Genomic DNA, 12554 nt, shown 5'->3' with positions numbered 1-12554 from the left:
GTCAGATCGCTTCTCGCATCGGACCGGGGATCGGATCCTCGTGATCTTCGTGAACCTGATTGGCCACCGGCAATTCCGGCAATTCCTTGACGGCCGGCCGTCGCCGACGACGTGTCTTTTTGGGCACCAGATGTCGGAGGGTTTCCAGTTTGCCAAAGCATAGCAAACGATCGCCGGCTTGAAGTTCACGGTCGCCGCGGGGATTGGGGATCACCGAGGCATCGCGGTAGAGCGTCAGCACGTTGACGTGATTGTCCGTCAACCCGCTGCCGGCGATCGTCGATCCGACCATATCGGCTCCTTCGGGGATGCTGATCTCCGTCACCCCGTAACCGCGGCTGACGGTCAATCGTTGTCGCAGATCGATTTCGGGAAAGTCGACGTGGGACGCGATGTGGTCGACGATCGCCCCGGCGATGTCCAATTGGGTGCAGCGCTCGATGCCTTCCAGGCCCGGCGAGGAATTGATTTCCATGATTTGAGGGCCGTCGCGGCCTTCCAACATGTCCACGCCGGCCACTCGCAGCCCCATGATCTGGGTCGCCCGCAACGCCGTGCTGCGATACTCGTCATTCAATTCGATCGCTTCGGTGATGCCGCCGCGGTGCACGTTGCTGCGGAACTCGTGTCCCTGGGCGACACGCCGCATCGCCGCAATCACTTGATCGCCGACGACAAAGGCGCGGATGTCGCGGCCCTTGCTTTCGGCAACGAATTTTTGAATCAAAACGTTCTGGTTTTGACTTTGCAACAGTTCAACAATCGTCTCGGCCGACTGAATCGTCTCGGCCAACAGCACGCCGATCCCCTGGGTCCCTTCGAGCAGCTTGATGATCACCGGTGCCCCGCCGACTCGTTCGATGGCCGGCAACACGTCCCGTTTGTCACGCACAAACGTGGTGCGAGGGATTCCGATTTGGTGGCGGCTGAGGATCTGTAGGCTGCGCAGCTTGTCGCGCGAACTGGCGATCCCCGATGACGTGTTGGCCGAAAACACGTTCATCTGTTCGAACTGCCGGACGACCGCGGTTCCGTAATACGTGATCGACGCGCCGATCCGCGGCAAGATCGCATCGTAATCGCTGAGATGTTTGCGGCGAAAATACAGGTCCGGTGCGCCGCGTTCCAAATCGATGGCGAATTTCAACGTGTCGAGCACCTTGACCTTGTGCCCGCGTTGTTCGGCCGCCTCACGCAATCGACGCGTGCTGTAGGCCCGGGGGCTGCAAGAAAGGATTCCGAGTTTCATGGGACCAAGTCCGGCGGGGTGGGGGGGGAGCTGACGCCGACGGCGACCGCAAGGTGAACAAACGCCGGCACGCTAGGGGTGGCGTTTGCGTTTCTTGGGGATGCCCCCACGATAGGACTTGCCGGGGTCGATCAGAAACCGGCGACGGAATGCTTCGCGACCGAGCAGCATTCGGAAACCCATTTGGTTGCGGTCGGCCAACGTCAGTTCGATGTCGAATTGTTGGCCCATCAGTTTCACCGCGGTCTTGACCACCGGGCGGACCTGCGATTCTCCACTGGAACTGCGGATCGATCGCATGTCGATCACCGGAGCGGTCGATTCGATCTCCCACGTTTCGTTGCGCTGGACCGGATTGACTTTGAATCGGGCCCATTGTCCGCCGTCTTGCTCGAACACCTCGATGTCGAACGCGTGCAGCGAGGAGGAGCGGGCGCCGGTATCGATTTTGGCTTTGATGAATTTGATGCCCAATTCGGGCAGGGCGATCCATTCACGCCAACCAATGATCGGCAGGCTGGGTTTGTCGGTCATCTAGTTTGTGTTCGAGAGGTTGGGGAGGATCACCAGTGGTTCAAAATGTTCCGCATGAACCTAACCGTGACGTTATCGCACATTTCATCGGGATCACGCCACCAGTGCAAGTGAAGCTGGGAGATTCTCGCTCTCCGCGGGTCTGATCGGTCGGCAAACGGTCGGCGAACGGTCGGCGAACGGTCGGCGAACGGTCGGCGAACGGTCGGCGAACGGCGATTTCCAGACTTGATTTCAGGTTTGGAATGAATGTTGCTTTCCGATTGCCGATAAGCCATTACCAGATTCTTCTCATCATCGGAAGCGAGATCACAAATGAGCACGATCAATCCGCAAGCGGCGTCTAACGGTCCTTCAACTTCCCAGATCGTCATTTCGACGGTCCACGGCTTGCTGTTCACGGTTCCCGCCGACTGGTTGGAGCGTTCAAATAGCGGGCGAGTTGCTAGCGATTTGCCGTCTTCTGCGGCAACGTCCAGCGGCCGCACGGTGCGTGAAACGCGATAGTTGCTCGCCGCCCCCCGCCGAACCGATCGTAGAGCGCAGTACGAACGGCGCTACCTTGGGGTAGTGGACGAGGCGACGAGTCCATTCGGGTTGCCAGCTGAGAGGACTCCTCGCGTCGTCCACTACCGTTCATTTGAATCTGAACTCAAGACGGACCACTAGCCCTGCAGCGATCCGAAGTCGAGTTCACCGTCCAGGCGTGGCGACGATTCGTCAGGCTGTTCAGTCGGCTGCCGTAGTGGTTCGACCGCCTCTTGTTCTCGCGGCACGGATCGAAAACTGTCCTCACTGGGAAGCCGTTGGTCGGGGGCGAAAGCGTCCGGATCCGGTCCACCGGGCGGATCCATCGGGGCGATCGAATCGATCATCGGTGCGGTGAAATTGGGCAGATCGGTGAGGGCGACGCGGGGGTCACAGCAGGCGACTTGTCGTTTGCAGCAGCGGTCACAGGTTCGTCCGCCCAGCAGCGGCCCGGTGATTTCTTCACAGAGCGATTGGCGGGCGACAAAGATCCGGTCGCCCGGTTTCAAGTGGTAGTTGGTCGTTGTATCGCCCAGCTGTGTGATCGCCCGATAACAGACCGGCAGCGTGACGCGACAGGACCCCGGCTGGGTCGGGCGGGCCAGCAACAGGTCACACGCCGAGGCCCGCGGAGTCAATCCACCGGCTTCCATGATCGCATCCAACACGGTTTCATGGCCGGTCAGCGAATAGGCGCCCGGCGAATTGACTTCCCCGATCACGTAGTAGCGGTGAATCGGATCGATCAACCGGACGTTGACACGCGTCGGTTCATTGGTGACTTCGTAGATCAGGCGTTGGATGGCCGCTTCGGCTTGTTCCAGCGTCTTGCTGGCAACGACCAGGCGACCAAACCGTGCCAGGTCGATCGTCCCGTCGGCCAGGACGCGTTGATCGGCGGGCAGTCGAAAATCGACATCCGCGTCGATCGTTTCGATCAACAACTCGTCGCCGGGTTGCAGGTAGTGCGCCGTTTGGACCTCTTTGGCCAATTCACGTGCCACGTCCGGGTTGCCGGGGGTTTGTTCCAACACCGCTTTGGTGTCGTCGGTCATCACGTGGGCGACCGGGTAGGTCGAAAACCCGAGCGCACTGCATCCCGCCAGCAGCGGCAGTAGGGCCAAGTGCAACAACAGCGGGATGGGGTTTCGCGTGGTAGTCATATCCGAACGTATCGGCATGACCGCGCGCACCAGAATCACAGAAACGAACCAGGCGTTACAGTTTCACCACCCGGTACGAATTGAGACGTCGGGGGATCACTAATCGATCAGCAGTGAGTCGGCAATGATCAACCCGAGCGCCTGTTGGCGGGCGAAACGGCTGGCGTTGGCTCGCAGCGTCTCGCCGGTCATCAGCCGGATCACCGGATCACGGGCCGGGCCGACCATCTGGATCACGATGGTTCGATCGCTGAGGATTCGATTGACCGTTCCGATCGGAACGATCTCGGTCAGTGTTTCGGTGCCGAGTCGTTGCAGCAGAAAGTTTTGGCCTTGGAAGTTCCCGGTCGAGATCACGGTGTCAATGTCCAGTCGGCGGCTGAGTAGGCCGACCTTGCCGCTGGCGGTGACTTGGACGCGATCGGATGTCATCGCGACCGATTCCAACAGCAAGTTGCCTTTGCGGATGCGACCGACGGCTTCCCCCTGTTCGAATCGAACGCCGACCAATGAGGTGGCACCGAGCAGTGACCCGGCCGAGGAGAGTCCGGGGACGGCGGTCGCATCGGTTCCGCCAAGCCGGACGCGGAATTGGCCCTCCAGATCCCGCGCGTCTTTGATGTTTCGTCCTTCCAGCCGAAAGTCGCCCGTCAGGTCGCCGCGACCGATCGTGCTGCTGCCCAGATAGGTGTCCAGCAGGGATTCGAAATCGACGTGGTTGATGCGCCAATTGCTGTCCATGTGGACTCCGTTCACGTTGGCTCCGGGAGACCGAAACGCCAGATGACCGCTCACCCGGCCGCCGGCCAACGTGGAACGAATGGCGGGGAAACGTGCCTTCCACGTCAGCGGAGTGAAGTCAACGGTGACGTCCATCGGACTGGTGGCGTCGCCGACGGGCATGCCGAATGTTGTGCCTTTTTCGACCCGGAGAGAACCCGAAATGCGGAGGAAATCGACCAGCCCGTCCCCGCGACCGGTCAACGTCGCGCGTCCGGTGACCCGACCACCGACCCACTGGTCGGCTTGTTCGTCAATCGGCAGCAAGATCCTGCTGCCGTCGGCGCGGCTGAGCCGGGCGGTGAGCAGCTTTTCACCGTTTCCGAGCGTCCAACGGCCTTCGGCTTCCAATTGCCCGCCGGCATAGGTGCCGCGGAGCGATCGGATGATCGGCGTTTGGCCGGACAGCTCGGCGTCGATTCGCAGCGTGCGGGCGACCAACACCCCGTCGGCCGTCAGCCCGTCCAAGCGGATCGCCAGCGTTGCATTCGGCCCGTCGGTTGCCGGGGTCGTCGGCAGCCCAGCGATCGGTGTCACGACCAGCCCCACTCGCCCGTCAAAACGGGGGCGATTGACGGTCGCCAGATTGAGCAGCCGTCGCAGCGAAAGACGCTGGAATTGGAACTCGCGGAAACGCAGTTTCCCCGGAATCTGGTCCCAACGCGTCGTCGTTTCCAGCCCCGCGTCGGATTGGATCAAGATCGTACCGCCCAACAGCGTCCCATCGACCGACAGTTCCAGCGACTCGGGTTCAACGCGGACCTGGACGTCGGCTCGGCCGACCGTTTCCTGACCGACCTTCAACGCGTGCAACTGGATCGAAAGTTGCCCGCGGTGTTCGCTGGGCTGTATCAGTTTGTCCGCCGGGACGCTCCATTGGACATCGCCGGAGGTCTGCAACGCGAGTTGAGCGGTCGGTGCAAACGCGGCAAACGGAAGCGTGAATTCAGGGTTGATGTCCTGCCAACGCACGTCCAATTGATGTTCCAGTGAAGGGTCTCGCGCAAGTTGACCTGCTCCGCTCACGGTGCCACCGAACAGACGGCCGTCCAGATTGCTGAAACGTGCCGCTTGGGCCGTCGTTTCAAAATCCGCATCGAGCGACTGAAGGATCAATTCGGGCGGCGGGGCGGATTCCGGTTGCCCCTGATTCGCTGTGCGGGCGGCCAGGGAGATGTGATTTTGTGTCAGACGGATGTCGTGTTCCAACAAGCCCAGTTGCACGCCGCCGATCGCGACCGAAGGTGACGCGACGCTCAGGTTGACGTCCAGCGTTTTGACGGTCGTCTGCGGTCCGATCTCGCCGACGACGCTGCCTTTCGCATCCAGCTTGCCCCGTACGACCGAGTCCGCGTCGGCGAGCACCAGCCCCAACAGCTGGTCCAAGGGGACGTCGTTGGCCGCCAGGTTGGCGTTGAAGGCAGTCGATTCGGCAAGTCGGACTCTGGCGTCGGCGTTGACGAAGAAATCGGGAAGGTCCGTCGATTCGATCCGCAGCTCGGGCAGGTGCAGTTCACGCTCTTTCCAACTAAATTGTTTGGCTGCCAGGTTGAACCCGATCGCGGGAGTGCGTCGCAGGCCGGTCGCCGCCAAGTCGCCTTGAATCGTCAGCAGTTCCGGCTGGCTGAGCTGGTCGACTTGGCCAGCGACAGAGACTGTGGCGGTGACCGCGCCTTGGACGACACCGCGGGCATCGACGAAACCGAAACGCGAGAGCAGCTTTCCGATCGGTCCGATACGCAGGTTGGCGGTTTTGACCTCGGCGTTGAACTCCCCACGTGGCAACAGTTCGGCCGATGCGGAACCGGTCAGCCGTCCGCCGCCGGGAGCGGCCTGGCCGGAATCGTCGAGTTGCTCGATGCAGCGCAACGCGTCCAGGTTCAACCGGCCATCGGCATACGTCACTTCGGCATGAAATAAATCGAACCGGATTTGGTCGGCGACCAGGTCGCGGATCGTCAACGACCCTTCGATCCGATAGGCCTTGCCGGTGCGGAGGGCATTGAGCGGGACGCTGACGTCGAATTCGACCGTCGCCAGCCCGTCGACTTTGATGGGCAGCCCCAAGCCGATCGCGCGCAGCTTGTTGGCCAAGTCTCCCACGGCGATGTCTTCCAGCGACCAATGGGTGGTCCAGTAGCGATATGTGGTCTGTGCCGGCTGATTCTGTGCCGGCTGATTCTGTGCCGGCGAAGGGGACGCGGCGAGTGCGGCGATCAGCAGCGGGATCAACAGGGTGGCGGGACGGATCATGATTTCGGGATACTCGATCGCGATCGCGTTGGCTAGGGCAATCCGGCGGGAATGTGCATATCCGCCCAGCTGAGGCGTTTTGGCACGATTTTAGTTGCAGTGGACGGCCCGCGTGACGGATCGCAGCGGAACTTTGTGGTCGGCACGATGATTGCTCGCTTCGGAATGCTCTGTTCGCCAGCGCTATCACATTGGAACAGCGGTGGTCAATCGAACTCGATGTGCCCCTTTCAGCCAAAAGGATTTGACGATGAAACGACTCGCCATTGTACTTCTGATCGCATTGCCACCGCTGGTCGGCTGGGGAATTGAGCCTCCGGCGGCAACCGAGACGACAGATTCTCAGACTCAGCTTGAGCCGACCGATGCCAAGACGATGAGTGTTTGGATGGAGAAGAAGTTGAAACATTCTCAAGCGATTCTGCGAGGGTTGGCGATGGGCGACTTTGAGGACGTGAAATACAACGCCGGTCGGTTGAAGTTGCTCAACCGGGTGGAGGGGTTTGTGCGTCGCCGGAACCCTGATTATCGGCTGCATTTGAACACGTTCAGTCGCGTCAGTGCGGAAATCGAGCGGCAGGCGGAAAAGCAGAATATCGAAGGGGCGACGCTGGCGTTCAATCAATTGACGGTCAGCTGTGTCGAATGCCACAAGTCGCTACGAAGCGACGGTGAACGCAAAACCGAGTGAGCTGACACGGGGGCCGCGGGGGGGCTGGATCACCCGTTTTCCGCTGGCTCGTTTTCGGTGGACGGCATCGGTTTTGCAGTACAATAAAACGCAACTTCTCGGGCTTTCCACCGAGCGCGGAAACGCGCACCTACGTTGGAGATTGCGATGGACACCAAAGGGACCTCCGAACTTTGTCATCTGTTCGCAGACTGGCGGACCGAAGACCGGAAACTGGCCGTGTGTGTGGATGAGATCCGCGACTGGATGTCGGAGGTCAATCAGTTGGGGGTGCCGCATTTCGGCGAAACCGCTTCCCGGTTGCAACCGCTCCGCGACTGTTTGACCGAGCACTTTGATCGCGAGGACGCGATGCTGGCCAAGTTGGCCGAGCTTTATCCGGCGGCGTCGCCGGAGGTCAATGCGTTCAAGCGACAAACCAGTGCGGATCATCGACTGTTGCTCTCTCGGTTGGACGAACTGCATGCACGGCTCAAGGAGGTGGATCCTCCGTTTGCCAGTTGGACCGACGCGATGGACGAAGTGGATGTGTTCTTTGAGGAAATGGAGCAGCATGAACGCAGCGAAGCGGATCGCGTGGGCATGTTGATGCCGGGGGCGAGCGAGCAGGGTGATGATTTGATCGGCGGATCCTGATCGTCTAACCTGCAAGGGTCCACCGGGGTGCATTAGCGGAGCGTAAACATGATTTCTGAATCCACGAGTCGGCTGTTGGTGGCCGACGTGATGAAGGGCCAAGTCAAAACGGTCTCGTCCGAAACGCCGACCGGCAAGGTCTTGGAGATCATGGAGAAAAACCAGGTGCACGCGTTACCGGTCGTTGACGGTGACAAGTGCGTGGGCATCGTCACGGCGACCGATCTGGTGCGTTTGATTCGCGAGACCAACGCGGCACTTCGCAGCGGCTATCCGCACTACGAAGACTGCTTGTGGGCGGTCGACCTGGCGCATCGCAAGTTGGATCAACAACCGGTCCGCGAGATCATGAGTGTGTCGGTGGAGACGGTGTCGCCGGGAACGCCGCTTTGTGACGCCGCCAAACGACTCTCGACCTGTTCCCGTCACCATCTGGTTGTCGAAGAAGACGGCAAACTGGTCGGTTTTCTGTCCTCCTGGGACATCGCCGGCGCGTTTTGTTGACACGTTGCCCAGGTCTCGATGGTTCGCGGAGCAGATGCGATCCGACAACCGCGTTTAATCGATCACCCACTCCAGGTGGTACCGGCGGCCGTTGTCATCGGTAAAGTCATAGGTTGAATCTCGCGGTTGATCGACGAAATGAACCAGTGCTGGTAGTAAGGCGTTGATTCGCGAGAGTTCTGCATGGTCAGGGCAGACTGGGGTTTCAGCACCTACGTCCATTTTGGCAATCAAAGGAAAACCTTCTTCGTCGACGATCTTCCAGCCGTGTCGTTGGACTGACCAGTGATCGAGTGCGGACATGTCAAATTCTTCGACAAATTGGATCGTGGTGACGCAGGCGTCATCATCGTTGCCGCCGGTTTGTCGGAAACGCTTGGCCGCTTGGATGTTCTCGACCATCGATAGCCCGGATGTGATTCCCAGTTGGCCGAAGATGGTCACGCCCCAGCTTTGCCCCGACGCTTGATCACGAAGTTCGATCAGGTGGTCGATTGCCGTCACGTGCCACGGGGTTGCGGCATAGAAGTCTGCCAAGTTATTGAACAAGCCTTCCAAGAAATCGGCGGACACCCCCGGTTGCTCTTCGAGCGCATTAGAGAATGAAGTCGAGCCGCGGATGAGGTCGCGGATCAGTTCATCAAACTGATGCTTGACCGCTTCGCCACCTGGCAGGATGGGGATACCGTTTAGTTCAGCAGCTTGTAGTAGTTCCGTAGATTCCGGGTCGACAAAAATCTTGCCCGGCAATCTTGGTCGTCCGGTAAGTGGGCTGTGACACACTTCGGCGATTGCGGAATGGGTCGCTGAAGACGACGGCTTCGAACGCCAGCTACGTTGCCCGGCGATCAGTCCGCTGGTCTGATCAACGATCAGCAATTGATAGAGACAATAGGGCGTGGGGCCGTCCTGCACCCACAACGGAGGCCGAAACACACCGATCACCCAGGTTTCAGTAGTCCTGGGCAAATCATTCCAGCGGGAATCCGCGACGGCGGCCTCGGCTTCTGCAATCGCACCGTCATCGTGCCGCCTGTCTTGTGTAGTGCCGCTGCACTCTGAGATGACAGCTCTGTCGATGACTTGAGCGGCCAGCTTGGAAAAGGTCAATCGAATCATCTGACGCTCTTCAGCCGATAGCTTCTCCTGTCGGCACGCCACGCCGTAGGTTCCAACCGTTTTTTCCAAGGTTTTGACCAGTGCTTTGGTTGGCAAACACAACGTCGCCGGTTTTCGGGGCTGCCCCGAATCTGGGTCGCAGATGGACTCCAGTATGAACGCGCGTAGCGTTTTAGAATTTGGTTGCGAGGAAAATCGCGTGAGGGCGACCACACTCACCTCGTCGACCAGTGCTGCCATAAAAAGGTCGTCGCGAAGTTTTTCGATGATAAACTTCCAGGTGTCTTTTCCGTCGGGCAGTTCCAACGCATCATCGAGTGAACCGTATCTCGGTGAAAACTCTGGCAGACCCTGCTCGGAGGCTTCGTCCGCATGGCCGTCTTCAGCATCGTCGACTGCCAATAGCTGTAACGTTTCACGGATCCAGCGTGCCGTTCCCGCTTTTGAATGCACTCCTGGTAGCAGGTGTTCGGCCACGTGTGCGGCGTGCATTTCGAACTCGTTCAGTCGATCGCCGGAATGGGGCATGTTGTCTAGCCCTGCCAGATAGCGGGCTGTTTTTGGGAACGCCGCGTGAGATTCCTGTAGACGCTGTTCGAGTTCTGGGCTGGTGCCATCGCGTTGAAAGGTTGCGATCACACCGGCCAACGTCAAAATACCACCGGGCGGGTCGTCGTACATCGAAACCAAGTCCAGCAGTTCGTCATGCCGCTGTAGCCGCAACAACACGTCGGCCATCACGAACCGTAATCCGATTTCGTCATTTGGAGATTCGACGAACCCTTCTTGCATGATGTCGACCGCTTCGGTTAAGTAGCCCGCCTGAATCAGATTGAGCCCCATGTGCAGACGCATGCGTGGCATTTCGGCGGCGACGAGGTCCCGCGGTTTCTTCTTCGCGGCCTCGCTGGCAAGCTGATACCACGTTAGCTTTTTCACACTCGAATTTTCAAAGTCCCCGATCGTGCTGAGCGCTTCGACCGAAGTAGTATCGAGCGCGTACGCCTGGCGCGCCGCGCGCTGGTAGCCAGGGTCCATTCCATCGTCAGACTGAAACGCGTACAGTTTCTCGGCCGCCGCAGGGCTTGACAGCGGATAACAGCGCTCTGCGGCATGTGCCGAATCGGATGGCGCGGCGATGGCTTCTTGAAGCTTGGCAAAGGCTATTTCCATCGGCCGCATTGATCCGTTGTGTGCTGCCACCTGCGCCTCCATGATTTCCTCGATCAGATGCGGCGGACAGCCCTTCGCCAATAGCTGATCGGGGGCCAGAATCGGAGGCAACTGGTCGGGGCTCACAGCGGACGTTTGACGCTGAACATTGCGCTTACGCCGCTTCGGAATCTTGGGCTTCTTTCGGCGTGACATCGCTAGGTGTTTGTCCTCGCTGAACTTCGTGACGGGTTGTTTCGTTGACACCGGATTGTATCGATTTAGCTGGTGATCGGTGATGCCCCTGACGCCGTGACGCCGACGACTTCGCCACGGTGCGTCAACGAAAAACGGGCTTTCCGGCTGCCGCCTGGATGAGAAAAAGGCTCAGGAGCGAATGGCACGGGCTTAGGTCAAACGGAACGCGGCAATCGCTGGTGTTCAGGCTTTAGCCGCCCACTGTCGCTGCGAAGCAGCGTCCGGGAATCGCCCAACGGCTAGACACCAGCGATTATGCCTGTGCCATTCACCCCCGACCCCTTTGGTACACCCGTGCTGAACACTGGTCCAGGCGTTGTCGCCGAGAAATGCCGAGCAAATTGCGCCCTGAAGTGCGGGGGGCCGGGCATACTGATAGGTCGGGGCCGCGACCACGCTCACGTTTTACTGTTCCCCCAAAAACAGGAATCTGCCATGCACCGCCAAACACTTCTGGTTGTCACCGGCTTGATGCTGACGATCGGCTGCAGCAAGAGCGGATCGGAGAACGCAACTTCCCAAACCCCTGAAGCACAGCAGGCCACGTTTGAGACGCCTGACGCGGTGACAAAAGCCTTTGCGGAAGCTGCGAAGAACAACGACTGGAAATCCGCGATCGAGATGATCACTCCCGAATCTCAAGAGATGATCGTGACGGGAATGGTGATGCAGGCGAGCTTTATGACGATGGAGGACGAAGCGAAGGGGAAAGAACTCAAGGCCTTGATGGAGCGGCATGGATTGGATGAAGCATCGATGTCGGACGAAGGACCGGGCATTGGCGAGGAGCCTGACGTGAATCGCCTGGTCGACGACCTGCCGGCGTTCGTCGCTGATCTCGCCGCTTGGATCGCAAAGCACGACACCGATTCATCCAATCCCTTTGCGAGCATCGGAGACGTGACCGACGTCAAGATTGACGGCGACGCGGCAACCGGAAAGCTGGCGACCGAAATGGGAAAGCAACCGGTCGAATTCCGAAAGATCGACGGCGGATGGAAACTGCACCTGGCAATGGGGCCTCCGCCGGAACCGTCCCTCGACGATCTGGGGATTGACTTCCGTGACACAGGGGACGGAGACATCGGCATGATGAAATTGGGTGACAAGTCCAGCGGGCTCAATCATGCATTCGCCTACAACGGAGTGTTTTTCGATCAGCCGTGCATCGTGTTGGTCTTGAGTGCCCAGGAAGTGTCGGCCGAAGAAAAAAGCGAATTGGAAACGCAATTGAAAGACGATGCGGAGAACGCGTTCTTTTTCCCCACCGGCCCGAACGTTACGTTGACGCTGACCCCCGACGGTTCACTGATGTCAATGAATGTCTGGATCGACAATTCGTCGTTGAGCGTGAATCGCGGACCCGCGGTTGACGTGGACATCGACGGAAAAATGATCCGCGGTCGCGTCGGCATGTCGTCCAAGGAATTTAACGACCAAGAGCTGTCGTTTCATGCCGAGTTCGAGACTGAGATTCATTTCTGATCTCGTTGTATTGTTCACTTTTGCTTTGCGGCTAGAGAGAATAGCAGAGGACAGTGAGTGTAGAACCATTGTTTCAATTGTTCTCGCTCAGCCGTTTCGGCTGAGAAGGTGCTGCGGGTGTCCGCTACGCGGCCACCGGAAACAGCTGAGGACAGCGGTTCTACACTCAGCCGTTTCGGCTGAGTGGGTGCTGCGGGTGTCC

General features: G+C 59.3%; 10 protein-coding genes. 5 read left to right on the top strand and 5 right to left on the bottom strand.

Going from position 1 to position 12554, the window contains the following annotated elements:
- Nucleotide 1 precedes the first annotated feature (1 nt).
- Nucleotides 2-1249 carry a RimK family alpha-L-glutamate ligase gene (locus tag H1B37_RS30135; protein WP_182871000.1) on the bottom strand — a complete coding sequence of 416 codons (1248 nt, stop codon included), beginning with the start codon at nucleotides 1247-1249 and terminating at the stop codon, nucleotides 2-4.
- Between the two features lie 72 nt (nucleotides 1250-1321).
- Complete coding sequence (locus tag H1B37_RS30130) at nucleotides 1322-1783, bottom strand: ATP-dependent zinc protease family protein (protein WP_182870999.1); 462 nt, start codon at nucleotides 1781-1783, stop codon at nucleotides 1322-1324.
- A gap of 315 nt (nucleotides 1784-2098) precedes the next feature.
- Between H1B37_RS30130 and H1B37_RS30125 the strand changes: the two genes are divergently transcribed.
- Nucleotides 2099-2290: a hypothetical protein gene (locus H1B37_RS30125; protein ID WP_182870998.1), complete on the top strand. Its 192-nt coding sequence runs from the start codon at nucleotides 2099-2101 to the stop codon at nucleotides 2288-2290.
- 158 nt (nucleotides 2291-2448) lie between these two features.
- On the opposite strand, the gene H1B37_RS30120 is transcribed toward H1B37_RS30125, so the two are convergent.
- Nucleotides 2449-3474, bottom strand: a complete 1026-nt coding sequence (locus H1B37_RS30120; RefSeq protein WP_182870997.1) for a polysaccharide biosynthesis/export family protein — start codon at nucleotides 3472-3474, stop codon at nucleotides 2449-2451.
- Nucleotides 3475-3573: 99 nt separating this feature from the next.
- On the bottom strand, nucleotides 3574-6507 hold the full coding sequence (locus tag H1B37_RS30115; RefSeq protein WP_182870996.1) for a translocation/assembly module TamB domain-containing protein: 2934 nt from the start codon (nucleotides 6505-6507) through the stop codon (nucleotides 3574-3576).
- Between the two features lie 250 nt (nucleotides 6508-6757).
- Between H1B37_RS30115 and H1B37_RS30110 the strand changes: the two genes are divergently transcribed.
- From H1B37_RS30110 to H1B37_RS30100, 3 genes are all read left to right on the top strand, one after another.
- A complete protein-coding gene (locus H1B37_RS30110) occupies nucleotides 6758-7198 on the top strand; it encodes a hypothetical protein (RefSeq protein ID WP_286178369.1) in 441 nt (146 codons plus the stop codon).
- Between the two features lie 147 nt (nucleotides 7199-7345).
- Nucleotides 7346-7834: a hemerythrin domain-containing protein gene (locus tag H1B37_RS30105; RefSeq protein ID WP_182870995.1), complete on the top strand. Its 489-nt coding sequence runs from the start codon at nucleotides 7346-7348 to the stop codon at nucleotides 7832-7834.
- 48 nt (nucleotides 7835-7882) lie between these two features.
- Entirely contained in the window at nucleotides 7883-8338 is a 456-nt protein-coding gene (locus H1B37_RS30100; RefSeq protein WP_182870994.1) for a CBS domain-containing protein, read from the top strand.
- Nucleotides 8339-8392: 54 nt separating this feature from the next.
- Here the strand turns inward: H1B37_RS30100 and H1B37_RS30095 are convergent, their stop codons facing one another.
- Nucleotides 8393-10825, bottom strand: coding sequence for a hypothetical protein (locus H1B37_RS30095; RefSeq protein WP_220498447.1), 2433 nt, complete (start codon nucleotides 10823-10825; stop codon nucleotides 8393-8395).
- 477 nt (nucleotides 10826-11302) lie between these two features.
- Here H1B37_RS30095 and H1B37_RS30090 point away from each other — a divergent pair, with 477 nt between their 5' ends.
- Complete coding sequence (locus H1B37_RS30090) at nucleotides 11303-12352, top strand: hypothetical protein (RefSeq protein WP_182870992.1); 1050 nt, start codon at nucleotides 11303-11305, stop codon at nucleotides 12350-12352.
- Nucleotides 12353-12554: the final 202 nt, after the last annotated feature.

Source organism: Stieleria mannarensis (assembly GCF_014154935.1).
Classification (GTDB): Bacteria; Planctomycetota; Planctomycetia; order Pirellulales; family Pirellulaceae; genus Stieleria; species Stieleria mannarensis.
The sequence above is the reverse complement of the archived record's forward strand: the minus strand, read 5'-3'. Positions and strand labels throughout refer to the sequence as shown.